General features: G+C 71.4%; 23 protein-coding genes. 8 read left to right on the top strand and 15 right to left on the bottom strand.

The features are described from left to right. Positions 1-17 precede the first annotated feature (17 nt). From D9599_RS02025 to D9599_RS02005, 5 genes are read right to left on the bottom strand one after another with little or no spacing between them, the layout of a single operon-like run. On the bottom strand, positions 18-728 hold the full coding sequence (locus D9599_RS02025) for an ABC transporter ATP-binding protein (protein ID WP_198379509.1): 711 nt from the start codon (positions 726-728) through the stop codon (positions 18-20). Then, positions 721-1,500 (bottom strand): ABC transporter ATP-binding protein, encoded by a 780-nt coding sequence (locus D9599_RS02020; protein WP_198379508.1) that lies wholly within the window; start codon positions 1,498-1,500, stop codon positions 721-723. The genes D9599_RS02025 and D9599_RS02020 overlap by 8 nt, the downstream gene beginning before the upstream one ends. Then, positions 1,497-2,432 carry a branched-chain amino acid ABC transporter permease gene (locus D9599_RS02015; protein WP_198379507.1) on the bottom strand — a complete coding sequence of 312 codons (936 nt, stop codon included), beginning with the start codon at positions 2,430-2,432 and terminating at the stop codon, positions 1,497-1,499. The genes D9599_RS02020 and D9599_RS02015 overlap by 4 nt, the downstream gene beginning before the upstream one ends. Next, complete coding sequence (locus D9599_RS02010) at positions 2,432-3,298, bottom strand: branched-chain amino acid ABC transporter permease (protein WP_198379506.1); 867 nt, start codon at positions 3,296-3,298, stop codon at positions 2,432-2,434. The genes D9599_RS02015 and D9599_RS02010 overlap by 1 nt, the downstream gene beginning before the upstream one ends. A gap of 22 nt (positions 3,299-3,320) precedes the next feature. After that, complete coding sequence (locus D9599_RS02005) at positions 3,321-4,496, bottom strand: ABC transporter substrate-binding protein (protein ID WP_232480020.1); 1,176 nt, start codon at positions 4,494-4,496, stop codon at positions 3,321-3,323. Between the two features lie 179 nt (positions 4,497-4,675). Between D9599_RS02005 and D9599_RS02000 the strand changes: the two genes are divergently transcribed. Then, positions 4,676-5,893, top strand: coding sequence for a methyltransferase (locus D9599_RS02000; protein ID WP_198379505.1), 1,218 nt, complete (start codon positions 4,676-4,678; stop codon positions 5,891-5,893). A gap of 7 nt (positions 5,894-5,900) precedes the next feature. Here D9599_RS02000 and D9599_RS01995 read toward each other — a convergent pair whose 3' ends face one another. The 10 genes from D9599_RS01995 to D9599_RS01950 form a co-directional block, all read right to left on the bottom strand. Then, positions 5,901-6,665, bottom strand: coding sequence for an AAA family ATPase (locus D9599_RS01995; RefSeq protein WP_198379504.1), 765 nt, complete (start codon positions 6,663-6,665; stop codon positions 5,901-5,903). After that, positions 6,662-7,570 carry a hypothetical protein gene (locus D9599_RS01990; RefSeq protein ID WP_198379503.1) on the bottom strand — a complete coding sequence of 303 codons (909 nt, stop codon included), beginning with the start codon at positions 7,568-7,570 and terminating at the stop codon, positions 6,662-6,664. The genes D9599_RS01995 and D9599_RS01990 overlap by 4 nt, the downstream gene beginning before the upstream one ends. A 41-nt stretch (positions 7,571-7,611) precedes the next feature. Then, on the bottom strand, positions 7,612-9,666 hold the full coding sequence (flhA, locus tag D9599_RS01985; protein WP_198379502.1) for a flagellar biosynthesis protein FlhA: 2,055 nt from the start codon (positions 9,664-9,666) through the stop codon (positions 7,612-7,614). Between the two features lie 3 nt (positions 9,667-9,669). Further along, positions 9,670-11,097, bottom strand: coding sequence for a sigma-54 dependent transcriptional regulator (locus D9599_RS01980; protein ID WP_198379501.1), 1,428 nt, complete (start codon positions 11,095-11,097; stop codon positions 9,670-9,672). Then, positions 11,094-11,408, bottom strand: a complete 315-nt coding sequence (gene fliN / locus D9599_RS01975; RefSeq protein WP_198379500.1) for a flagellar motor switch protein FliN — start codon at positions 11,406-11,408, stop codon at positions 11,094-11,096. The genes D9599_RS01980 and fliN overlap by 4 nt, the downstream gene beginning before the upstream one ends. After that, positions 11,405-12,046 carry a hypothetical protein gene (locus D9599_RS01970; RefSeq protein ID WP_198379499.1) on the bottom strand — a complete coding sequence of 214 codons (642 nt, stop codon included), beginning with the start codon at positions 12,044-12,046 and terminating at the stop codon, positions 11,405-11,407. Before D9599_RS01970 ends, fliN begins: the two co-directional genes overlap by 4 nt. A gap of 22 nt (positions 12,047-12,068) precedes the next feature. Further along, positions 12,069-13,064 carry a flagellar motor switch protein FliG gene (gene fliG, locus D9599_RS01965; protein WP_198379498.1) on the bottom strand — a complete coding sequence of 332 codons (996 nt, stop codon included), beginning with the start codon at positions 13,062-13,064 and terminating at the stop codon, positions 12,069-12,071. 2 nt (positions 13,065-13,066) lie between these two features. Further along, complete coding sequence (gene fliF, locus D9599_RS01960; RefSeq protein WP_198379497.1) at positions 13,067-14,731, bottom strand: flagellar basal-body MS-ring/collar protein FliF; 1,665 nt, start codon at positions 14,729-14,731, stop codon at positions 13,067-13,069. A 142-nt stretch (positions 14,732-14,873) separates the two neighbouring features. Continuing rightward, positions 14,874-15,551 (bottom strand): flagellar hook assembly protein FlgD, encoded by a 678-nt coding sequence (locus D9599_RS01955; protein ID WP_198379496.1) that lies wholly within the window; start codon positions 15,549-15,551, stop codon positions 14,874-14,876. A gap of 10 nt (positions 15,552-15,561) precedes the next feature. Further along, positions 15,562-17,382: a flagellar hook-length control protein FliK gene (locus D9599_RS01950; protein ID WP_198379495.1), complete on the bottom strand. Its 1,821-nt coding sequence runs from the start codon at positions 17,380-17,382 to the stop codon at positions 15,562-15,564. A gap of 289 nt (positions 17,383-17,671) precedes the next feature. On the opposite strand from D9599_RS01950, the gene flgE reads away from it, so the two are divergent. The 7 genes from flgE to D9599_RS01915 all read left to right on the top strand — a co-directional run bounded on the left by flgE (position 17,672) and on the right by D9599_RS01915 (position 24,324). Continuing rightward, positions 17,672-18,973 carry a flagellar hook protein FlgE gene (gene flgE, locus D9599_RS01945; RefSeq protein ID WP_198379494.1) on the top strand — a complete coding sequence of 434 codons (1,302 nt, stop codon included), beginning with the start codon at positions 17,672-17,674 and terminating at the stop codon, positions 18,971-18,973. A 67-nt stretch (positions 18,974-19,040) separates the two neighbouring features. Next, positions 19,041-20,564 carry a flagellar hook-associated protein FlgK gene (locus D9599_RS01940; RefSeq protein WP_198379493.1) on the top strand — a complete coding sequence of 508 codons (1,524 nt, stop codon included), beginning with the start codon at positions 19,041-19,043 and terminating at the stop codon, positions 20,562-20,564. Continuing rightward, complete coding sequence (locus D9599_RS01935) at positions 20,564-21,646, top strand: flagellin (protein ID WP_198379492.1); 1,083 nt, start codon at positions 20,564-20,566, stop codon at positions 21,644-21,646. Before D9599_RS01940 ends, D9599_RS01935 begins: the two co-directional genes overlap by 1 nt. Positions 21,647-21,763: 117 nt before the next feature. After that, positions 21,764-22,594, top strand: a complete 831-nt coding sequence (locus tag D9599_RS01930) for a flagellin (RefSeq protein ID WP_309228508.1) — start codon at positions 21,764-21,766, stop codon at positions 22,592-22,594. A gap of 143 nt (positions 22,595-22,737) precedes the next feature. Continuing rightward, complete coding sequence (locus D9599_RS01925; RefSeq protein ID WP_198379491.1) at positions 22,738-23,175, top strand: flagellar biosynthesis repressor FlbT; 438 nt, start codon at positions 22,738-22,740, stop codon at positions 23,173-23,175. Further along, a complete protein-coding gene (locus D9599_RS01920) occupies positions 23,172-23,528 on the top strand; it encodes a flagellar biosynthesis regulator FlaF (RefSeq protein ID WP_052401821.1) in 357 nt (118 codons plus the stop codon). Before D9599_RS01925 ends, D9599_RS01920 begins: the two co-directional genes overlap by 4 nt. Before the next feature lie 16 nt (positions 23,529-23,544). Next, positions 23,545-24,324, top strand: a complete 780-nt coding sequence (locus D9599_RS01915; RefSeq protein ID WP_198379490.1) for a DUF1217 domain-containing protein — start codon at positions 23,545-23,547, stop codon at positions 24,322-24,324. The last annotated feature ends 135 nt before the right edge of the window (positions 24,325-24,459 follow it).

Raw genomic sequence — 24,459 nt, 5'->3', positions numbered from 1 at the left:
GTTCTCCTTGGTGACTTCTAATGCGCGTTCAGGCCGAGATGCCGGTCGAGAATTTCCGGCGCGGCCAGCATCTCCGCCGCGGACCCCTCCGCCGCCACCCGCCCGCGATCAAGGATCACGGCACGGTCGGCGATGGGGAGGATCTGGTGGGCGTGCTGCTCCACGATGATCGCCGTCATCCCCTCGTCCCGCACGAGGCGGCGGATGGCGGCGAGCAAGGCCTGGACGATCACGGGGGCCAGGCCCTCCAGCGGCTCGTCTAGCAGCAGCAGGCGCGGGTTCAGCATCAGCGCGCGGCCGAGGGCAAGCATCTGCTGCTCCCCGCCCGACAGCTCATTGCCGAGATTGGCGCGGCGCTCCTCCAACCGCGGCATCAGGCCGTAGACAGCCCGGAGGTCCCAACGCCCGGGGCGGGCCACGGCGGTCAGGTTCTCCTCCACCGTGAGGGAGCGGAAGATGTTGCGCTCCTGCGGCACCCAGCCGAGGCCGAGGACGGCGCGCCTCTCCGTCGCCAGCCGCTCCAGCGGAACCCCGCCGAGGCGGATCGCCCCAGCGCGGCGCCGGGCCACGCCCATCAGTGAGCAGATGAGCGTTGTCTTGCCGGCACCGTTGCGGCCGAGCAGCGCCATCGCCTCGCCCTCCCGCAGCGAGAGGGAGAGGTTCTCCAGCACCACGCCCTCGCCCCACCCGCCGGTGAGGCCGTCCACGACGAGGAGCGGCTCAGCCATGGCCGACCTCCCCAACCCCTACTTCCATGGTGCCGAGATAGGCCTCCTTCACGCGGGGATCGCGCGCGATGGCGTTCGGCTCCCCATCCGCCAGCACGGCGCCCTGGGCGAGCACGGTGATGCGCTCGGCGAAGCGAAACACAAGGTCCATGTCGTGCTCGATGAGCAGCACCGCCACGTCGCGCGGCAGGGCGGAGACGGCCTCCAGCACCTCGCGGCTTTCGGCAGGCGGCACGCCGGCGGCGGGCTCGTCCAGCAGCAGCACGCGGGGTTTCATGGCGAGCGCTAGCGCGATCTCCAGCAGCCGCTGCCGCCCATAGGCGAGCGCGCCCGTGCGCCCGTCCCGCCCGGCGATGGGGAAGCGCACGAGGTCGAGCAGCGCATCCGCCTCCCCTCGCAGTGCCGGCATGGAGGAAACCGGACGCCACCAGGTGCCGCCCGCCCCCGCGCGCTCCGATACCGCCAGCACCACCGCCTCGCGCGGGGAAAGCTCGGCGAAGAGCTGGTTCACCTGAAAGGTGCGCGCCAGGCCGCGCCGCACCCGCGCGTGCTGCGGCGCCGCCGTTACGTCCTCCCCCAGTAGTGCCACGCTGCCGGCGCTGGCGGGGATAGCGCCGGAGAGCAGGTTCACGAAGGTCGTCTTGCCCGCGCCGTTCGGCCCGATCAGCGCGTGCCGCGCCCCCTCGGCTACCGAGAGCGAGACCTTGTCGACCGCCGTGAAGGTCCCGAAACGGCGTGTCAGCCCCTGAGTCTGAAGGGCGCCGCCGCTCAAGAGCCAGCCCCCCGCGGCAGGAGCTTCCGTAACAGCCCCATCAGCCCGCCGCGCCCGAACAGCGCCAGCGCGATGAGCGCGATGCCGAGCCAGAACTGCCAGAAAATCGGGCTCGCCTCGCTCAGCGCGTGGTGCGCGAGGGTAAAGGCCGCCGCCCCGATCAGCGCGCCGTAGAGGCTGCCCAAGCCCCCCAGAACCAGCATCAGCAGCCCGTCAGCCGAGCGCTGGAAGGAGAGGGCATCGAGCGAGACGAAGGCGGTGGTCTGGGCAAGCAGGGCGCCGGCCACCCCGGCATAGGCGGCCGCCAGCGCATAGGCCGCCGTCAGCCGCGCCTTCACCGGCACGCCCAGCGCCGGCGCGCGGCGGGGATTGCCGTTGATCCCCCGCAGTGAGAGGCCGTAGGGCGAGGCCACGATCAGCTTTGCCAACCAGAAGAGAATAAAGAGGACCGCGAGGCTGTAGAGATAGGCCGTCTGCCCGTAGAGATCGAAGCGGAAGACGCCGAGCACCGGCCAGACCTCCACTCCCTGCAACCCGTCCGCCCCGCCGGTAATAGGCGCGGCCTTGTTCGCCGCTTCGTAGAGCATCAGCCCGAGGCCGAGCGTCACCATCAACCCCGCCAGCGCCCCCGAGCGCAGCACGAGCGGCGCGGTAATCAGCCCGAGAACCGTAGCCACCGCCGCCGCCGCCAGCAGCCCGGAAAGAGGCTCGCCCCAGCCGTTCTGCGCCAGCAGCCCCGCCGTATAGGCCCCGGCCCCGAAGAAGGCGGCCTGCCCGAGCGTCACCACCCCCGCATAGCCGACGATCAGGTCTAGCGAGACGGTGAACAGCGCCGCGATGGCGATGGAGGAGAGCAGGGGCAATTGCTCCGGCATCAGGAAGTAGGCCGCGATCGCCGCCAGCCAGGGCAGGGCGTGCAACAGCACCCGCATCAGGATCGCGCCTTCGCCAGCAGCCCATCAGGGCGGGCGAGCAGCAGCACAACCATGGCCGTGTAGATCACGAAGGCCCCCACCTGCGGCACCCAGTACTTCCCGGCAACGTCGAGCACGCCGAGCAGGATGGCCGCGACGAAGGGGCCAATGACAGAGTTCGCGCCCCCCACCGCCACCACCACGAGGAAGTAGACGAGGTATTTCAGCGGGAAGTTCGGATCGAGGCCCAGCACCTCCACCCCTAGCGCCCCGCCCAGCCCCGCGAGCCCCGAGCCGAGCGCGAAGGTGAGGGAGAATATCCGCCCGACCGGCAGCCCCATGCCGCGCGCCACCACGCCGTCATCCACCGCCGCCCGCAGCCGCGCTCCGAAGCGCGTCCGCACAAGCCCGAAATGCAGGCCCGCCGCCACCACCCCGCAGAGCAGGATAAGGAAGATGCGATAGCGTCCGAGACCGATGCCTCCGATCTCCACCCGCCCGGAGAGCCATTCCGGCAGTTGGATAAGCTGCTGCCGCGCCCCCATCAGCCAGTCCGCGACCGCGCCCATCACGAAGACCAGTCCGATGGAGAAGAGCACCTGGTCCAGATGGTCCCGCCCGTAGAGGCGAACATAGAGCAGCCGCTCCAGCACCCAGCCCAGCGCCGCCGCGGCCAGCGTCGCGGCCGCGAGGCTGGGCACGAAGGGCACGCCCGCCCGGCTCAGCAGCACCACGCAGACATAACCGCCCACCATGCCGAAGGCCCCGTGGGCGAGATTCACCACGTTCATCAGCCCGAGCGTGACGGACAGCCCGACCGACAGCACGAAGAGCAGCATCCCGCTCGCGACGCCGTCGAGCAGGACAGTGATGGCCGCGGCCATGCCTGGGCGTTCCCCTGCCGCCTCAGGCCGCGTCCTTCACGCCCTGGATCTTGTCGAACTCGATGTTCCAGAGCTGCCCGTCGCGCCGCTCCGTGCGTCGGATGTAGATGTCCTGCACCATCTCGCGCGTCGCCGGGTCGATCGAGACAGGGCCGCGCGGAGAGGTCCAGGACTGACCCTTCATTGCCTCCACCAGCTTCGTGCCGTCCACATCACCGTTCGTGCGGCGCAGCGCCTCGGCCAGCAGGTGCATGCCGTCCCAGCCACCCACCGCCATGAAGTTCGGGCGCATATCCGGTGCGACCGCCTTGAAGGCCTCGCGGAAGGCGGCGTTCTCCGGGCTCTCATGCGCGGTGGAGTAGTGGTGGGAAGTGACGGCGCCGAGCACCGCATCGCCCATGTCGTTCAGGATGTCGTCGTCCAGCACGTCGCCCGTGCCGATCAGGCGGATGCCCGCCTCCTTCAGCCCGCGCTCGCTGAACTGCTTGATCAGCGCCGACCCCTCGCCGGAGGGGACGAAGATGAACAGCGCGTCCGGCTTCACGTCCCGCACGCGCTGCAGGAAGGGCGCGTAGTCGGGGTTGCGCAGCGGCGTGCGGATCTCGGCCACCACGTTGCCGCCGGCGGCCGCGAAGGCCTCCTTGAAGGCCTTCTCGGAGTCGAGGCCGGGCGCGAAGTCCGTCACCATCGTGACGACGGACTTGATGCCGTTCTTCGCCGCCCACTCCGCCATCGGCCGCACCGCCTGCGGCAGGGTGAAGCTCGTCCGCACGATATAGGGGGAGCGCTGCGGGATGATGCTCGTCGCGGCCGCCATCACGATCATCGGCACCTTCGCCTCGGTCGCGATCGGCGCGGCGGAAAGGGCGAGCGGCGTCAGCCCGAAGCCGGCCAGGGCCCGTACGCGCTCGCGCACCACCAGCTCCTGCGCCAGCCGGCGGGTGACGTCGGGGGCCACGCCGGTGTCGTCGCGCAGCAGGATCTCGAAGCGTTTGCCGGCCACGGGGGCGGGGTTGGCGCGCAGCCAGGCCTTGATCGCCGCATCGATCTGCCGCCCCGTGCTGGCGAAGGGGCCGGTCATCGGCAGGACCAGCCCGATCTTGAACGGATCGCCCGACTGGGCCAGGGCAGGGTGGGCCAGCGCCGCCGGCAGGGCGGCGGCGGACAGAATGGCGGCGCGGCGGGTCAGCTTCGTCATCGGCGTCTCTCTCCGGGGCCGGCACGGCCGTTCCCGTGCCCGTGGCGCCATTTCTCGCGCGGCTCGCGCCGCCGCGCTAGATGGGTCCCCAACGGATCGGGCGGGCAGGGACAGGAACCGGCCGATCCTGTAGGGGAGGGGCCGATCGCCCGCCCCGCCGGCCCTCTCCGGAGCATCCGATGTCGCAGACCAACACGCCCCTCGATTCCCGGCAGGCCGCCGCCGCCCTGGTGCGGGAGGGCGCGGCACGCCAAGCGGTGGGCGACGACCAGGGCGCCATCGCCCTCTACCGCCGCGCCTTCGAGCTGGAGCCGAACGAGCCGAACGCGATGAACCTGCTCGGCATCATCGCCCGCCAGCACGGCGACCTCGAGGGGGCGCTCGTCCTCTCCTCCCGCGCCGTTGCCGCCATGCCGGACAGCCCGGTGTTCCTGGCTGCCCGCGGCGCAACGCTGGCCGCGGCCGGACAACTGGAGGAGGCCGTCACCGTCCTCACCCGCGTCGTCGCCATGCGCCCGGGCGACGCCGTTTCCCGCCGCAACCTCGGCCAGGCCCTCTGCGCGCTCGGCCGGGTGGCGGAGGCCCTGCCGCACCTGCGGGAGGCGGCGGCGCTGGCCCCTGCCGATCCGGAGGCGCAGCTCGCCCTCGCCCACGGCCTGCGCGAGGCCAGCCTGCCCGGTGCGGCCGAGGCCGCCCGCCGCGCCCTCTCGGCCGGCGGAACGGTGGGTGCCCAGGCGCGCTTCTTCCTCGCCTCCCTCGGCGAGGGCAAGGCGCCGGCTCGCCCGCCCGAGTCCTATGTCCGCAACCTCTTCGACACCTACGCGCCCCGCTTCGAATCCGAGCTTACGGACACCCTGGGCTACCGCACGCCCGAAGCCCTGGCCGAACTCCTCCGCGGCGCCACCGCGCCGGCCGGCGAGCTGGATGTGCTCGACCTCGGCTGCGGCACCGGCCTTTCCGGCCAAGCCCTCAGACCCTGGGCACGGCGGATGACGGGCGTGGACCTCTCCCCGCGCATGCTGGACATCGCGCGCCAGCGCGGCATCTACGAGGCGCTGGAGGAGGCGGAGCTGGTCACCTTCCTCGCCGCCCATCGGAGGGAGTACGACCTGATCGCCGCCTCCGACGTGCTGAACTACCTCGGCGACCTCGCGCCCGCCCTTAACGCCACCGCCGCCGCGCTGCGCCCCGGCGGCCACGCCGCCTTCAGCATCGAGACCGGCGAGGGCGCGCCCTACGCCCTGGGGGAGGGGATGCGCTACCGCCACGACCCCGCCCATGTGCTGAAGCTTGCCGAGGCCACCCGCCTGCACCCCGTCGCGCAGGGCGAGGTGACGCTGCGCGAGGAACGCGGCGCCCCCGTGCCCGGCACCCTGCTGGTGCTGCGGCGCGCCTGACGCGTCCTCAGGCCGCGGCCCGCACCCCGAGCAGCCCGCCCGCCAGCGCCTCCAGGTCCCGCGCGGCGTTGCAGGTTGGGTGGCGGGTCAGCAGCGGCGCCTGGTGCCGGATGGCGTCGCGTACCTTCGCATCCCGCCGAACCACACCGGCTAGCGCGACCCCCCGGCCGAGAAAGCCGCGGCAGGCCCGGTCCAGCGCGCCGTGGGTGCGCGCCCCCTGGGCCGCATCGGCCGCGAGGTTCACGACCACCCGCGCATCCGCCCCCGGCGCGTCGCGCGCCAGCAGCTTCAGCACCGCATAGGCGTCGGTGAGGCTCGTCGGCTCGTCGGTCGCCACCACCACCAGGGTGTCGCATCCCGCGGAGAGCCGGCGCGGCACCGGATCCAGCCCCGCGCCGATATCAAGCACCACATGGTCGTAGGGGGCGCCGCGCAGCAGCGCCAGAAAGCGGTCGATCCAGCCGGGATCGAGCGCGGCCAACCCGCCGGAGCCCGAGCGGCCGGGCAGCACGTCGAATCCCTCTTCCCGCGCGACCACGGCTTCGCGCAGCGGCACCTGTTCCGCCAGAACCGCCATGAGATCCTGCCGGACGGACAGTCCGAGCTGCACGTCCACGTTCGCGAGGCCAAGATCCCCGTCCGCCAACAGCACACGCCGCCCCGCACGGGCGAGGGCCTGGGCGAGGCCGATGGCCAGCACCGTCTTGCCCACGCCGCCCTTGCCGGAGGCGATCCCGATCAGCCGGGCCCCGTTCGTCGGGACGATGTTCATGCGGCCTCCTGCGGGCGGCGTGCGGGGCCGGCGAGGCGCGCCGACAGCCAAGCGGGGGTGAGGGGAGTCAGGCCATCGGCCGCGCCGGCGCCCGTGCCGGCCTCGGTCAGCGCCAGCGGCCCAGCGAGGGCGGCCGCCAGCACGGCCCCGAGGCGCCGGGCGCCGTCGAGGCGAGTCGGCAGCATGTGGCGGGCACCGAGCGCCGCAAAGGCGCGCGCCGTCTCCGCCGCTTCCTCGGCATCCAGACCCGCGGGCATCACCAGCAGCGGTGCGGCATCGGTCACGCGCAGCAGGGCGAGGAGTTGTTCCGCCTGGGCGGGATCGAAGGGGTCGCAGCCGGCGGTATCCAGCAACATCGGCTGGCCCCGCGTTCGCCTGGCCAGAGCCTGGGCGAGCTGTGCGCCTGTGCCCGCCACCGCCAGCGGCGCGCCGAGCACGCGGGTGAAGGCGGCGATCTGCTCCGTCGCGCCCGCCCGCTGCGAATCGGCCGTCACGACCAGCGGGATATTCCCCTGCAGCACGAGGCGCGTCGCCAGCTTGGCGCAGGTAAGGGTCTTGCCCGCGCCCGGCGGGCCGACCAGCGCCAGCGGCCGCGCCGAAGGATCAGGCACTTCCGCGAAGCGGAGCGCCGCGGCCAACGCGGCCGGGCTGCCCGCGCCGATCCTCGCGCGCAGGGCAGCGGGCATGTTGTGGCGGGCCAGCGCGTCAGGCGGGCCCGCTACCGGTGCGGCGACAGCGGGCGGTGGCGGGGGAGGGGCCTCCTCCGCCGGCTCCAGCGCGGCCGTCACCTCGACGCCCGAGGCGGTGCGCCGGGTGGAGAGGATGAGCGCGTCCGGGCCCAGTGCCTGGCGACACTCCGCCATGGCATCTGCCATCCTGGCAGCGCGGAAGACTCGAAGCCGCATGGGAAGAGCCTGGGGCCCCCGTGGTTACCCGATGATGAAGGCTAGACAGCGCCCACCGTGCGAATGCGCGCGCGGGGATGGATCTCCGTCTGCGCCAGCACGGCGGTGGAGGGGCGGAAGCGCTCCACGATCGCGCGCACATGGGCGCGCACCGCGGGGCTGCAGACGAGCACGGGCTGGTCACCCATGGCCGTCGCCTTGTCGAAGGCGTCCCGCGCGCGCTGCATGAACTCGTGCAGGCGGGAGGGCGCCATTGCAAGCTGCCGCTCGTCGCCCGGGCCGATCAGCGCCTCGGCGAAGGCCTGCTCCCACTCTGCGGAGAGCGAGATCAGGGGCACGTAGCCCTCCGGCCCGCGCGCCGCGTCCGAGAGCTGGCGCGCCAGCCGCGTCCGCACCACCGCGACGATGGCGGGGACGCCCCGCGCGCCCGTCGCCAGCGCCTCCTGGATGCCCTCCAGGATCGTCGGCAGGTCACGGATGGAGACGCGCTCGGCCAGCAGCGCCTGCAGCACGCGCTGCACGCCGCCCGTCGTGATCTGCGCGGGAATGAGGTCGGCCAGCAGCTTCGCGTTCTCGGCCGGCAGGTCGTCCAGCAGCTTCTGCGCCTCGGCATGGCTCAGCAGCTCCGGCATGTTCTCGCGCACCACCTCGGTCAGGTGGGTCGCCAGCACGCCGGCGCCGTCCACGACGGTGCAGCCGCGGGCCAGCGCCTCCTCGCGCCGGTGCTCCTCGATCCAGAGCGCAGGCAGGCCGAAGGTGGGTTCCTCGCAGGGCTCGCCCGGCATGTCCGGGCGGTTGCCCGAGGGGTCGATCGCCAGCTGCATCGGAATCCGCAATTCGCCCCGCCCGGCCTCGATCTCCTTCACGCGCACCACGTACTCGTGCGGACGCAGATGCAGGTTGTCCTGCAGGCGCACGCTCGGCAGCACGAAGCCCATCTCCTGCGCGACGGTCTTGCGGAGGTTGCGGATCTGGTCCGTCAGCCGCGGCCCCTCGCCGGCCGCGAGCGACAGCAGCCCGTAGCCGAGCTCGATGCGGAGAAGATCGATCCGCAGGGTATCAGCGATCGGCGGCTCGGGCGCGACCGCCGGCGGCGCCGCGGCCACGGCTTCCGCCGCATCGTCGGACTTGTTGCGGTTCCAGGCGCCCGCGCCGAAGCCTGCGGCAAGCATCACGAAGGGGATCAGCGGCATGCCCGGCAGCAGCCCCATCATCACGGCGGCGCCGGAGGCGATCCAGAGCGGCTTGGCCAGGCCCAGCTGCTGGACCATCGCCTTGTCCGCCGTGCCCTCCGTGTTGCCCTTGGTGACCACAACGCCGGCAGCGACCGAGGTCAGCAGCGCCGGGATCTGCGAGACAAGCCCATCGCCGACCGTGAGCGAGGCGAAGGTGGAGATGGCATTGAGAAAGGGCAGCCCGTGCCGCCCAGCGCCGATCGCAATGCCGCCGAGCAGGTTGATGAAGGTGACGATCAGCCCCGCGATCGCGTCGCCGCGTACGAATTTCGCGGCACCATCCATGGCGCCGTAGAAGCCGCTCTCCGCCTCCAGCTCCGCCCGGCGGATGCGCGCCACCTTCTCGTCGATGAGGCCGGAGGAGAGGTCGGCGTCGATCGCCATCTGCTTGCCGGGCATGGCGTCCAGGCTGAAGCGCGCCGCGACCTCGGCGATGCGGCCGGAGCCCTTCGTCACCACCATGAAGTTCACGACGAGGAGGATGGCGAAAACGATCAGCCCCACCACCACGTCGCCGCCCATCAGGAAGCCGCCGAAGGCCGAAACCACGTGGCCCGCCGCCGAAGGGCCCTCATGCCCGTGGGTGAGGATGGTGCGCGTGGTCGCGACGTTCAGCGCGAGGCGCAGCAGCGTGGTCAGCAGCAGGATCGTCGGGAAGGAGGTGAAGTCGAGCGGCCGCTGGAGGAACAGCGCGGTCATCAGCACGAGCACCGACAGCGTAACCGAAAGTGCCAGCCCCGCGTCCAGCATCGGCACAGGAAGCGGGACCACCAGCACGACGATGAGCATGCCGACGCCGAGCGCCAGCGCCACGTCCGTGGAGGCGCCGATCGTCCGGACCCAGGCGGGCAGCGCGACCATGGCTCAGCCCATCGCGTAGGGGAGAGGGGCCACGGGCATCTGCCCGGGGGCGACCGGGACCGGCGCCCCTGCCGCGCGGTACTCGTGCAGCTTGTTCCGCAGCGTACGGATGGAGATGCCGAGGATCTCTGCCGCGCGCGTCCGGTTGCCCAGGCAATGCGTCAGCGTCTCGATGATGAGGTCGCGCTCCACCTCCTCCATTTTTCGCCCGACGAGGGCCGCGACGCCAATGGCCCGTACGGGCGCCGCAGGCTCGTTCGCGGCACCGGCACCGGCACCGGCACCGGCACCGGCACCGGCACCGGCACCGGCAGCGGCAGCCGCGCGCGGCAGCGGGGTGTGCAGCTCCACAGCCTCCGGGCCGATCTCGTCACCTTCGGCCAGCAGCACGGCGCGATGCACGGTGTTCTCCAGTTCACGCACATTGCCGGACCAGGGGTGCGTGAGCAGCGCGGCGCGCGCGGCAGGGGCGAAGCGACGGTGCGGCAGCCCGTTCGCCTCGGCGTAGCGCTGCGCGAAGTGCTCGGCGATCGGCAGGATGTCGTCGGGTCGGTCGCGCAGCGCGGGGATCCGCAAGGCCACCACGTTCAGCCGGAAGAACAGGTCCTCCCGGAAGCGCCCCGCCGCCACCTCGGCCGCGAGGTCCCGGTTGGTGGCCGCGAGAATGCGGACATCCACCTTCACCGGGCCCGCGCCGCCGAGCCGGTCGATCTCCCGCTCCTGCAAGGCGCGCAGGATCTTCGCCTGCAGCCGCGGATCCATCTCGCCGATCTCGTCCAGCAGCAGCGTGCCGCCGTCCGCCTGCTCGAACTTGCCGCGCCGCGCCGCCACAGCACCGGAGAATGCGCCCTTCTCGTGGCCGAACAGCTCGCTCTCCAGCAGCGCCTCCGGCAGAGCCGCGCAGTTGAGCGCGACGAAGGCGCCCTGTGCGCGGCGGGAGTGCTGGTGGATGTAGCGAGCCAGCACCTCCTTGCCCGTGCCGCTCTCACCGGTGATCAGCACGCTCGCCTCGGCGCGCGCGACGCCCTTGGCACGGCGCAGCACGGCCGCCATGGCGGGGTCGCGGTGCACGGGTGCGTCGGGCTCGCCGGTCGCGGCCTGCAGCATCGCCGCGATCAGGTCGGCGTCCGGTGGCAGGGGCAGGAACTCCTTCGCCCCCGCCTGGATCGCCCGCACGGCCGAGGCTGCGTCCGCGTTGCGCCCGCAGGCGACCACCGGGCAGGAGATCCGCTCCGCCTCGAGGGATGAGACCATCCAGCCGACGTCGTGCAGCACGTCGCAGAGGATAAGGTCGAAACCCTCTGTCCGCGCCATGGCCAGGCCGGAGGTGACGCCGTCCGCCTGCCGCAGACGCGCCCCGCGCGACATCGCGATCCGCGCCGCATGCCCGAGCTCCGCCTCGAGGCTGCCGATGATAAGGAGGCGCGTCATCCTGCCCGGTCCGCCTTCACGATTTCCGTCATCGTCACACCCAGGCGGTTGTCCTCGACCATGACCACCTCACCGCGGGCGACGAGGCGATTGTTGACGTAAATGTCCACCGCCTCGCCCAGCTTGCGGTCCAGCTCCACCACCGCGCCGCGTCCCAGCTTCAGAAGTTGGCTCACCTGAAGCGTCGCGCGTCCCAGCACCGCGCTGACCTGCACGGGGATGTCATAGACGGCGTCTAACCCCTGGCTCGCCCCGGGCGGGCGGGGCTCGGCGGCCTCATTCGCGGAAACTGGCTCGAATCCATTCGTCACAGGCTGTCTCCTGTTCTATCCGGGGGCGTCAGCCGCAGCGCCTCCAGGCATTCCTTGATGGCCGCGCGGCGGCGGGAAAGGTCGAGCTCGAGGCCGCCATGCTTCCAGGCGATGCGTGCATCCCCCTCCGGCAGCGCCGGATCGGGCTCGATTGGCAGGCCGAGCGCAACGAAGCGGGTGCGCGCGTGGTCGAGCAGCGCAGGGGGCACCCGCAGCGTCGCGCCGGCTGGCGCGTCCTCCACCGGGCCGAGCGCCTTCACCAGCGGCTCCAGCAGCGCCGCCGCCTCGCGCGCGGCGGCGCCGGGCAGGGCGGCGTCCACCATGCCGACCAGCAGCGAGGCCAGGGCATGCGCGCCCGCATCGCTCGCCTCCCGCGCGGCGGCGCGGGCGCCCTCGAGCTCCAGCAGCGCGACGCGGATGGCCTCGTCCCGCAGGGCGTCTCGGGACACCTGCTCGGCCGCCCGCCCGCGGGCCTCGCCCTCCCGCAGACCGGCGGCGTGCCCCTCGCGGCGGGCCTCCTCCACCCGCTCCTCGATTGCGGTCGGCGGCGGCTCGGCGGGAATCGTGACGGCCGGTGCGTCGAGGTCGGGCAGCGCTAGGCCGCGCAGTCCGGTCATCAGAGGGGAGGAACTCAGCATGGCGGCATTCCCGCGAAGCGCGTCACGCGATCATGGCCTCCTGCCCATCCTCAAGCTGGATCTGGCCGGAGGCGGCCAAGTCCTTCGCGGTGGCGACCATCGCGGCCTGCGCCTCGTCCACGTCGCGCAGCCTGACGGCGCCGAGCGCCGCCACGTCGTCCTTCAGCATCTTCGCCGCGCGCTCTGACAGATTGCGGTAGAACAGGTCCTTCAACGGCTCGCTCGCGCCCTTCAGCGCCAGCGCCAGCTTGTCCTTCTCCACGCTGCGCAGCAGGAGCTGCACGCCCTGTCCGTCGAGGCGGGCGAGGTCGTCGAAGGTGAACATCAGCGCCCGGATGCGCTCCGCGCTCTCGCGGTTGCGCTCCTCCAACGCGGCCATGATCCGTCCCTCGGCGGCGCGATCGAGGTTGTTGAAGATCTCGGCCATGACCTCGTGGCTGTCCTGGCGGCTGGCGCGCGCCAGGTTGCTCATGAACTCCATCTTCAGCGTGCGCTCGACGCCCTCCAGTGCTTCCTTCTGCACCGTCTCCATTCGCAGCATCCGCATCACCACCTCCATGGCGAAGCCCTCGGGCAGCAGCGCCAGCACGCGCGCCGCGTGATCGGGCTTCACCTTGGAGAGCACGACGGCGACCGTCTGCGGGTATTCGTTCTTGAGGTAGTTCGCGAGAACGGCCTCGGACACGTTGCCGAGCTTGTCCCACATGGTCCGCCCGGCGGGGCCGCGGATCTCCTCCATGATTTGCTGGACGCGGTCCCTCGGGAGCGTCTTGAGCAGCATCCGCTCGGTCGTTTCGTAGGAGCCGACGAGCTTGCCGGTCGCGCCCAGCGCGTCGGAGAACTCCTTGCAGAGATCCTCCACCACCGTCGCGTCCACGACGCCAAGGGTCGCCATGGCCGCCGAGACGTCCTTGATCTCGTCCTCGTGCAGTCTAGCGAAAAGCTTTTCGGAGTGCTCCTCGGCAAGGGTCAGGAGAATGACTGCGGCCTTCTGCGGTCCGTTCAGGGGCGATGCCATCGTCAGGTTCCTTCAGGGGCCAGCCAGCCACGGATCACCGTCAGCCCCTCGTCAGGGTTGCTTTCGATCAGGGCGTTCACCCTCGCGATCGAAGAGGCGCGGAGCTGGCCCTGCACGCGGTTCATGGTGACCATCGATTCATCCTCGGGCCCGCCATCATCCGGACCAGCCAGGACACCGCCCGGTCCGGCCAGGGCACCGATCGCGGCCGGCCCTGCCAGGGCCGCGCCCGCGGCACCCGCCACGCCCGGCAGCGCGGCTCCCTCTGGTGCCGCGGCCAGTGCCGGCGGGATGAGCGTCGCGGTCAGCCGCCGTGTCATGGGGCGCACGACGAGGAGAATGGCCAACAGGGCGACGACCGCGTAGAGCGCCGATTCCACCAGCCGGGCGACCGTCGCCGGCCCGATCCCCAAGCCCAGCACGCCCGCATCCATCGGACTATCGCCGCCCTCGGGCGCCGCGAAGCGCATGGAGACGACCTCCACCCGGTCGCCGCGCCGCTCATCGAAGCCGACGGCGCTGCGCACGAGCGTGCCGATGCGCGCCAGCTCCTCGGCACCTCGCTCGCGGAAGGCGGGCGGCGTCCCCTCCCACACGCCGTCCACCAGCACGGCGACTGAAAGGCGACGCACCACCGGGTGCTCGCGGACCGTGTTGCGGACGGTCTTGCCGATTTCGAAGTTCGTCGTCTCCTCGGACTTGCTCTCCGAGGAACCACCGCCCCCACCGGCGCCATCCGCACCCGGGAGCTGGTTGGCGACGGAGACATTGCCGCCCTCCGCGCCGCGCGACTGCTCCTGGCTGTTCTGGACGCTGCGGGGCACCTGGTTCTCGGGGTCGAAGCGCTCCTCGGTCGTCTGGACGCGGTCGAAATCCATCTCCACCGTCGCCTCGGCCCTGACGCGGCCGGCGCCAAGGCTGCGCTCCAGCATCTCCTCCAACGAGCGGGCGATGCGCATGCCCTCGGCACGGCGCATCTCCTCCTGCGTGGCGGCGGCGGCGGGGCCGCTCACGGCCTGCCCGCCGCGGGCCAGCAGTTCCCCGCGGCTGTCCACGATGGAGACGTTGCGAGCCTGCAGCCCGGGCACGGCGGTCGCCACCAGGTGCAGCACCGCCTGCACGCCCTCCCGGTCCAGCCGCTGCACGCCCTGCATGGTCAGCACCACGCTGGCTTGCGCCTCGGACTGCTGGCGGGAGAAGGCCTCGCGCCGCGGGAGCACGAGGTGCACCCGCGCGGCCCGCACGCCGGCCAGGCCGCGGATCGTCCGGGCCAGCTCGCCCTCCATGGCGCGCAGCCGGTTAACGTCCTGCTGGAAGGGGGTGGTGGTCAGGCTCTCACCGCGGTCGAAGATCTCCCAGCCGACATTGCCGCCAGCGGGCAGCCCCTCACGCGCGAGGGCGAGGCGAAGGCGCGGCACCATTTCCTCGGGCACAAGGATGGTCGTGCCGCCCGCGCCGAGCCGGTAGGGCACCTTCTGGCGGTCGAGCGTCGCGACCACCGCCCCCGCGTCACGTGCATCCAGGTCGGAGTAGAGGAGGGTCATGCCCGGCTGCCCGGCTCGCATCCCGAACCAGGCGAGGAGCCCGAGGACGGCGAGCGCCGTTCCTCCCATCGCCGCGAGGCGCACCGGCCCGAGGGCACGCAGTTGCTCGAGGAAGCCCGGCATTCAGCGGCTCCCCGCGTCGAACGGTCCGGAAGAACGAACCCCTACCTCTCGCATCCCGCGGCCCTCTCGAGCCGGCATTCTGCCGGCCCGGCAATCTTTGCCGGGCCGGGGTTAAGAGGAGGTTACCGAGCGCTCCTTTGCGTCAGGCCCCGGCCCCGATCGAGCGCACCTTGTCGAAGGTATAGGTCGCGCCGCCGATGCGGAGCCTCAGCACCCCATCGGCGCGCTCCGCCGCCGTCGCTGTGCCGATAACGGTGAAGCTCGTCGCGGCAGCGCCGCCCGAGGCATCCGCGCCCGTCACAGCCACCCTGTAGGCACCGTCCGCGAGCTTGTTCCCGGTCGCGTCGCGCCCGTCCCACTGCCAGTCCTGCGCGGACTGGCCAAGCTTCACCTGAGTCTTGCGAAGCGTCCGCCCGGCGCTGTCCGTCACGGTCACTTCGGCCATACGCGCATTACCCCCGGCCGGCAGGCGGATGGTGGCGGTGCCGTTCTGCAGGGGAAGCGAGTCGCCCTCCACCTCCACCCGCTGTCCCATCAACGGCGCCGCTGCCGTGAGTTGTGCCGCCTGCTGAAGCGAGACCATCTGCTCGAGGTTCTTGTTCATCGAGATCTGCTGCTCGACCGAGGCGAACTGCACGAGCTGGTTCGTCATCTGGTTCGTGTCGAGCGGGTCGGTCGGGGATTGGTTCTTCAGCTGCGTTGTCAGCAGAGCGAGAAAGTTGTTGAAGTTACCGGCAAGCTGCGTACCAGATTTCGAGGCCATAGAACCGGCTGTCGTGCTGCTTGCCGCGGTTGTCGCGGCGGCCGCGGTGGTGGCCATGTTTACCCTCCTAGATCGCGATATCGAGCAGGCCGAGCAGGACTCGGTGCTGCGTGTTCAAGACCTCGGGCGGCTCGCCCGCGGCGCCGCGCCAGGAGCCGCCCTGCCTCCCGCCGCCCTGGCCGCCGCCTTGGCCGCCGCGTCCGCTCTCCGACCAGCCGGTGCGGCCCTGGCCATTCCCGAAGGCATTTCCCTGTCCGCCCGCATCGCCGCCGAGAAGCGAGAAGCTGATGCTCCGCCCGCCGTCGCCGCCGATCCCGGCACCGCCGAGCGCCCTTTCCAGCGAGGCGCCGTCCCGCGCCAAGAGGGCGAGAGTCTCCGGCCGTTCCGCCGCAACCTGGACACGCGCGCCTTCCCCCACCCGCTCCACCGTTACCTCCACCCGGCCGAGTTCCACCGGATCGAGGCTGAGGCTGATCCGCCCATTCGTGCCGCCGCCCAGGGCGAGGGCGATCGCGACAGGCGCCACCTGCTCGGCTGGGGCAACGCGCGGCATCAGGCGCGGGGCCGGGCCTGCCTCCGGCGGCGGCGCCAAGACCGGCATTGCCGCGGGCGGCGGGCTATGCGCCGGCATGATCCCAACGGGCAGGGCAGACGAGGCTGTGGCGGGCACAACCGATGCCGCCGTGGCCTCACCCCCGGCGCGCGCCTGACCGGCTTCCGACGCCTTCCCGCCCTCGCCGAGCAGGGCTTCGAAGCTCGAGGGTGCCGATCCCGGAAGCCGCTCCGCGACCGGTGACCCCGGCAGGCTGGGTCCATCGGCCCGTTGCCCCGGATGCTCCGCCCACACCTGTTTCTCCGAGGGGGCGGAGGCCTTCCTGGCTCCCTCTGCCCCCTTGGCTACGGTCCCGCCCGTTTCTACCTCGCCGGCCGCGGCCGATCCGGCCGCGCCGGGCGTAGGCGAAGAGGCACCGCTGGCCGCCCTGTTGGCAGCCCCGTTGATCGCCCGGCCCGTTCCGATTGCCCTGGCCGTTCCCGTGGGGACGGCCGCCGGATTCACCGTGGACGATGCGGGCGGCGGGACCTGCCCGGCGATCGGAGCCCCGGCAGGAAAGGGATTTGCCACCGCAAGGGGCTCCTGCGGCGAGACGCCCGCCTCTCCAGCCATGTTCGGCGGCATGAGGCCGAGGGCACCCGTCTCCACCCCGGCATCGGCGGGCATGGCCGGCCAGGGGAGCGCGGGCGCATTCTCCGCCTGCGCGAGCTCGCCCATTTCGGCGCTCGTGGTCGCCTCGGCGTCCTCCTTTGCGTCGACCGACGCGGGAACGCCCTGACCAGGGGGCGCCCCCTTGCCGTGCTGGGCGGCCCCGCCGATCGGCGGGGCCCCGGCAGAAGGGGACGACGGCATCTTGCCGGCCGCCGACTTCGCCGAGTTGCCCGCCACGACTTGCCCTGCATTTTGCGGGACGGTGGAAACTGGGGACGCGGAGGGGATCGCCGCTTCTCCGGACCGGCCTTCCTGGCCTGCGGCTTCCATGGGCGGGGTCTGTCCGCGCTCGTTCCCACATGGAGGTAGCGCCTGAATCGGAAAAGCCTGGCCTGCGCTGCCCTGAGCCACGACGGCCTGCACCCCCGCGGCTTGTCCCTGGGCGACCTGCCCCGGAACCCCCTGGGCGGGAACCGCCGGCGCCGCGCCGCCCGCAGCGGGTGTCATCCGGGCCGCGGCGTACCTGGGCCCGGCACCGAGCGGCGTCACGGCGGCGGATCCACCCTCCTCCCGCACATCCCGGAGGGTTCGGTGGAAGCCCTTCCCAGCAGGGATGGCCCCGGCGGGCGCGGCGGGCGCCCCCGTGGCGGAGCCGGTTGTCGGTAGGCTGTCCAGCGCTTCCATCCTCGGCTCTGCTCCCCGGGGGCGTCAGCGCGGCCCCGCAACCCCCTTCCGCAAGCCGCTTGCCAGCCCGTGGCCACGCCGCGGCGGCACGCTTGTCCCCAAGGGCGGCAGGCTCTGCCGGGTGAGCGGCAAGGGGCGCCGCGGAACCCTGCCGGATGGCTGGCACATGGGTTGCGCCAGCGCCCCCACCCGGGCGGCCGGGCAGGGTGGTGCAGGTGGGGTTTCGAACCCCCGCCGGCGCCAGGCGCACCGCCCGCCCCGCCACAGCCCCACAGGACAGGGAGCCAACATGTCGCTCTACGCCTCGATGACCACGGCTATCAGCGGGCTCACCGCACAGTCGCGCGCGCTGGGCAACGTGGCCGACAACGTCGCCAACAGCCAGACAACCGGCTTCAAGCGCACCGATTCCAACTTCGTGTCCTACGTCACCCGTTCCAACCAGCAGGTGAACCAGCCGGGCTCGGTCATCGCGCGGCCCGACTACACCGTAACGGTGCAGGGCACGGTGCAGCCCTCAGACAACCCGCTCGCGATGGCGGTCGCGGGGCAGGGGATGTTCGCCGTCGCCCTGCCGCGGAGTACGGAGAACGGCAAGCCGGTCTTCGACGCGCGCGACTTCTACACGCGCGCGGGCGACTTCAACATGGACCGCGACGGCTACCTCGTGAACGGCCAGGGCTACTACCTGCAGGGCTGGAGCACTGATTCGCAGGGCAACCCCGACCGCTCCACCGTCAATCCGATGCGCGTGGACCAGTCGGTCTACAACCCCGTGCCGACGGAGAACGTGAACCTCTCCGCCAACCTGCCCGCGGACTCCACGACGAAGCCGGTGAGCGCGCAGATCAAGATCTATGACAGCCTCGGCCGTCTCCACGACGTGGACATGACCTGGACGAACACGGGCACGAACCAGTGGAGCCTGGGCATGTCCATCCCGGACGACACGATGGGCGGAACCCGCAGCGTGGACGTGAGCTTCGGCACGACGGCGACGCCCGCGGTTAATGCCGGAACGATCGGCTCCTTCTCCGGCGCGTCCGGCCTGACTGTCGTGAACGACCCGCCGGTCGTGGGTGACCCTGCGACGATCCAGTTCACCGCGGATTTCGGGCAGGGGCCGCAGACGGTAAACCTGAAGCTCGGTGATTATGGCCAGGCCTCGGGCCTCACCCAGTATTCCGGGCAGGAATACACGCTGCGCGACATCTCCCAGGACGGCGTGCCGCTTGGCAGCTTCTCCACCGTCTCCCTCTCCGACACCGGCGACCTGACGGTGAACTACGACAACGGCCAGTCGCGCACGATCGGCCGCGTGCCCATCGTCACCTTCGCCGACCCCGACAAGCTGCAGAAGGTGGACGGCCAGGCCTATCTCCGCACGAACGACAGTGGCGAGGCGCGGGTGAACGACGCCTCCTCGAACGGCAGCGGCAAGATCGTCACCTCCTCGCTGGAGGGCTCGAACGTGGACCTCGCCTCCGAATTCTCGAAGCTCATCCTCGCCCAGCGCGCCTATTCGGCGAACACGAAAATCGTGACCGTCTCGGATGAACTGCTGCAGGACACGCTCAACATGCGGCGCTGATGCCGGGCCTCGCCAGAACGGCGATCCCTGGTCGCGGCACCCAACCCGCAGGAGCCAAGCAGCGCCGATGAGCCTCGACCTCGCCCTCTCGATCGCGCGCAGCGGCCTGTCCCACATCAACCGGCAGCTCGCGCAATCCGCCGCCAACGTCGCGAACGCGGCCACCCCAGGCTACACCCGCAAGGAGGTTCAGGCCGAGGCCAACGTCGCCGGCGGCCTGTCCTCCGGCGTGCGCAGCCAGGAGGCGACGCGCGCGGTGGACACCGCACTGGTGACGCAGATGAACGCCGCCCGCGCCGCCACGGGCGCGGCCGAGGTGCGCACGCGCCTGCTCGAGGGAGTGGAGGTCGCCCACGGCGCCGCCGGGCAATCCATCGGCGACCTGACGGCCGCGCTCGGCGACGCCTTCGTCGCGCTCCGTGCCAGCCCCTCGGACGCGCTCCTCCAGACCCGCGCCGTCGATGCCGCGGACGGGCTGGCCGCGCGCTACAACACCGTCTCGGCCGCCATCCAGTCCGCCCGCCAGGACGCGCAGGACGGCATGGCGGCCGATGTGGACCGGCTGAACGGCGCCCTCCGCCAGGTGTCCGCGCTAACCGACCAGATCCTGCCCATGCGCGCGCAGGGCCGGAGCACCACCGAACTTGAGGATCAGCGGGACGCGGCCATCGCGACGATCTCCTCCATCATGGAGGTGCGCGCGGTCGCGCAGCCGGACGGCGGCGTGACGCTCATCTCGGCCGGCGGGCTGAACCTGCCGCTGCGCTCCGCCACCGGCCCCTTTTTCATCGACCATGCGACAACGGGGCCGGAGGCCTTCCACGGCCCCGGCGGCAGCCTGCCGGGCGTGATGCTCGGCAGCACGAACGTCACTGCGCAGCTCGGCCGCGGAACGCTCGCGGCCTATGCGGACCTGCGCGACCGGGAGCTGCCCCTCGCTCAGGCCGAGCTGGACATCTCCGCCGCCAACCTCGCCTCCCGCTTCGACGCGCAGGGGCTCACCCTCTTCTCCAGCGCCGCCGGCACCGTGCCCGATCCCTCCACGCCCTACGCGACGGGCGGCTGGATCGGCTTCGCCGGCTCCATCGGTGTGAACGCCTTGGTGAGGGCGGAGCCGGGTCAGCTACGGGACGGTTCCCACGCCGTGGCGGACGGCGCCGGCGGTGCGAGCGGCTTCACGCCGAACCCGCCCGACGGCCCGGCCAACTTCACCACCCTCCTCGACCGCGTGCTGAACCGCACCTTCGGCCCGGAGGTCGCGCCCGGCACCGCCCAGCCCGGCTTCGCGATCAGCGGACTCGGGCCTGACGGAACCCTCTCCTCCCGCCTGCGGGCGGCAAGGACCCTGGGCGACCAGGCCGCGCAGGTCGTCTCCACACAGACCTCCCTCCGCGCCGCCGCCGAGGCGGAGGGCAAGTCGAGCGGGGACCTGCTGAACTCCCTCGAGACCCGCTTCGCCGCCCGCTCGGGCGTGGACATGGACAAGGAGCTGGCGGCGATGGTCACGCTGCAGACGGCCTACTCGGCCAATGCCCGGATCCTCTCGGTGGTGCAGTCGATGTACGACAACCTTCTCCAGGCGGTGCGGTGATGGCGATAGCAGGAGTGGGGAACGGCAGCCTTGCCTGGCTGATCGCGCAGTCCTCGACACTGAAGACGCAGCTCGGAACCCTTTCCGCCCAGTCGGTGGACGGGCGGCGCGGCACCTATTACGGCGACATCGCCGGGCAGGCGGGACGCGCCATCAACCTGCGCGGCGGGGTGGCCCGGGGCGAGGCCCACGCGCAGGCGATCGACCGCGCCCTGAGCCGCACCACCATCGCCCAGAGCACGATGACGCAGCTCTCCTCAATCGCCGAGAACTTCCTCACCCAGGCGGGCAAGATCAGCCGCGCCGACACCAGCCGCATCAGCGCCCTGGCCGACAGCGCGCGCCAGGCGATCGGGCAGGTGGCCTCCCTGCTGAACGCGAAATCCGGCAGCGACTACCTCTTCAGCGGGGCGGACACGGCGAACCCGCCCATTCCCGACCCTGACGGCATCATGGCGACGCCCATGGCCCAGGGCATCGCGGCCGCGGTCGCCTCGCTCGCGCCTGGCAATGGGGACGCCGTGAACGCCGCGACGCTGGTGGCAGCCAGCAGCACCGCGCCGGGAGGCACCCCGTTCTCCGACTACCTCCTCGATTCCGCGCGGGGCCGGCAGGACGCCCGCCCGAGCGTCCTCGCCGAGGACGGCCAGGCGGTTGCCGTCGGCCTTTTTGCCAACCGCAACGCCACCGAGCCGGCCGACCCTGGCAGCCCCGGCGAGGGGGGCTGGTCGCGTGATCTCCTGCGCGGGCTCATGGCGCTCGCCAGCCTCACGCCCGACAAGACCGCCTCGGGGGAGGATTTCGATAAGGTGCTCGGCGGCATCACCGGGGCGCTGAAATCCGCCATGACCGGGCTGGGCGTGGAGTCTGGCGCCCTCGGCCTGTCCGAGGAGAAGCTTGAGGCTGCCAAGACCCGCCACGAGGAACTCGGCGTCACCCTCAAGACTCAGCTCGCGGACGTGGAGGAGGTGGACCTCGCCTCGACCCTGGCGGCCATGCAGGACACGCAGAACCGGCTGCAGGCGTCCTGGAAAGCTCTTTCAATGCTCTCGGGCTTGTCACTGACACAGTTCCTGCGCTGATGCCCCGATTCAACCCCCGTTAACCGCGCTCGGCCCAGGATGGGCTCTCACCGCAAAAGGCGGAACGCAACGGGTGAGGCCTGAAGAGGCCTCCTTCGGACAGGAAAGGGGCAAGACGTGGCCCTGAACTCAGTCAACACGAATGTCGGCGCGCAGGTGGCGCTGCAGTCGCTCAATCGCACGAACGACGCGCTGGCGGTGACACAGAAGCGTATCTCCACGGGTTATCGCGTGGCGGACGCGAAGGACGACGGCGCGGCTTTCGCCGTGGCGCAGGCCGTGCGCGCGGACATTGCGGGCCTGACCTCCGCGAACGAGCAGATGGGCGGCGTGAAGGGGGTGCTCGACACCACCCTCGCGGGGCTCACCAAGGTCTCGGACACGATGAGCAACATCCGCGGCGTGCTGGTGAAACTCGCCGACGGCACGCTCTCCGACGACCAGCGTTCGCAGTACGAGTCGCAGTATGACGGGCTGAAGCAGCAGGTCGAGAACTTCCTCTCGGATGCTACCTATAACGGCCGCACACTGCTGAGCACGAGCGCTGACGCAGGCGGCGGCGACATCGCGACGGTGCGTAATGAGACGGGCACGACCTATACGCTCTCGGCCGTCGACAGCACGACGCTGACAATCGCGGAGAAGCCCACCACCGCGGAGGCGGCCGCCTCCGCGCTCGCCTCGGGCGGTGACTTCACGACGAAGATGGGCGCCATCAACACGGCGCTGAACACCTTCGGCGGCAACAACAACTACCTGGATGCCCAGGTGTCCTTCAACAAGGAGAAGATGGTGTCGTTGGACACGGGCCTTGGCGCCCTGGTCGATGCCGACCTCGCTAAGGAGAGCGCGAAGCTCCAGTCGCTCCAGATCAAGCAGCAGCTCGGCACTCAGGCCCTCAGCATCGCCAACCAGGCGCCGCAGAGCCTGCTGAGCCTCTTCCGCTGAGCGGTGCGGCGCCGCGAAAGAGCCGCGGTGCCGCGCTCCGTTTCCCCTCCATCGCGCCGGGCGGCGAGATGCCCCCGGCTGCGGCGCGGCGATGGCCCCTCCCGCTTGTCGTCCACCGCTTACCACGAAGGAACGCGAAGATCGTGTCCACGTTGGTTCTAGAGCTGCGCCAGGGCGACCTCATGGTCGTGAATGGCGCACCCATACGCTTCCGCAACCGCACGCGCATCGAGCTGACGGCGAAGGCCCGCTTCCTCTTCGGCAAGCAGATCCTTCCGCCAGAGGCTGCGGATACCCCAGCACGCCGGATCTACTTCGCCCTGCAGACCGCCTATATCGGCACGGAGGACGAGCGCGAGCAGGGGCTGGAAGCCGCCCGCGTCCTGATCGCGGAGTTCCAGGCCGCGACCACTTCGGCCCTGGCCTCGGCCATGCTCGACCGCGCACTGACCGCTGCCGAGGAGGATGACTGCTACACCGCCCTCAAGCTCGCCCGCCGCGTCATGCGGCACGAGGAAGCGGTGCTCGGCATTGCCCCACCACCCAGCTCCCGTCCCGTGCCGGAGGAGATGACCGCATGATGCAGCACAGCAACCCGCTTTCCGCCTATCGGGCGGCGAGGTCGGCCATGCCGGTGAGAGCGCAGGAGGCCGACGTGTTCCGCCGTGTGACCGGCTCGCTCCGCGCTGCGCTGGATGGCGGGGCAGAGAGCACGCTGCGCCGCGCGCGTGCCCTTTCCGACAACCGCCGCCTCTGGCTCGCGGTGGAAGGCGTGCTGGTCGATCCCACCAACGGCTTGCCGCCGCCGCTCCGCGCCTCCATCATCTCCGTCGGCCGCACCGTGCTGAAGGAGATGGAGTCCGAGAAGCCTGATCTCGCCTTCCTTATCGAGGTGAACGAGAACATCGCGGCTGGCCTGGCCGGAACGGGCTGACGGGCGGGGTGGGGGCATGTCCGGCTCGATCGCCCTTGCCCTGCTCGGTGGTGGCGGCACCTCCGCCACCGCGGATGCCGCCAGCGCCGTGGCCGCGCTCCGCCGAGCCTCTGCCGCCGGCGCAGAGACGAAGGGCGTCGCTGCCACCGCCAAAGAGGCCGCGGTCAAGCTCGCGATCACCCGCTTCAAGGAGGGGATTTCGCGCGCGAAGGATGTCGAGACAGCGCTGCGCGACCCGCGGGTTTCGGCTGTGTTGCTGCCGGCCCTCGGGCTTCCGGACGCGACGGGCGTGCCGGGCCTCGCGGTGCGCGCCCTGACCTCGGACCCCAAGGATCCAAAATCCGTCGCGGCCAAACTGCCCGACGCGCGCTGGAAGTCGGCTGCCACCACGCTCAACCTGGCCAAGCGCGGCATGGACGCGCTGCGCGATCCCGCCGTGCAGCAGAAGCTGATCGATGGCTACACCTCCTACGAGTGGCGCCTTTCGAAGGATGGTGAAGCCTCGGGCATCTCGGACGCGCTCTATTTCGAGAAGCGCATGGCCACCGGCAAAGCACCCTCGGTCTACGAGGTGCTCGGCGATGCCGTGCTGCGGCGCGTAGTCACCGGCGCGCTCGGACTGCCGGCTTCCCTCGCCATCCAGGAGGTAACCACCCAGGCGCGGGCCGTCACCTCCCGCATCGACCTGTCGAAGCTGACCGATCCGAAACAGGCGGCGAAGCTGGCCGAGCGCTACGTGATGTCGGCCAACAGCGCCGGCAGCGCGAGCTCCCCACTGCTCAATCTCTTCGGTTGACTCGTGGGGACCGTCGCGCCCCACGCGCTTCGCCCATCCCCGCACGCTCCTCGTGTTGGCAATCGGGCTTGCTGACGGCGGCCGTGCCGCTCTGCAACCTGCCGGTCGGCCCTATCCGGCGGCTCATCAGGCGCT

This window comes from Roseomonas sp. KE2513 (assembly GCF_016107305.1).
In the GTDB taxonomy this organism is placed as follows: Bacteria; Pseudomonadota; Alphaproteobacteria; order Acetobacterales; family Acetobacteraceae; genus Roseomonas.
The sequence above is the reverse complement of the archived record's forward strand: the minus strand, read 5'-3'. Positions and strand labels throughout refer to the sequence as shown.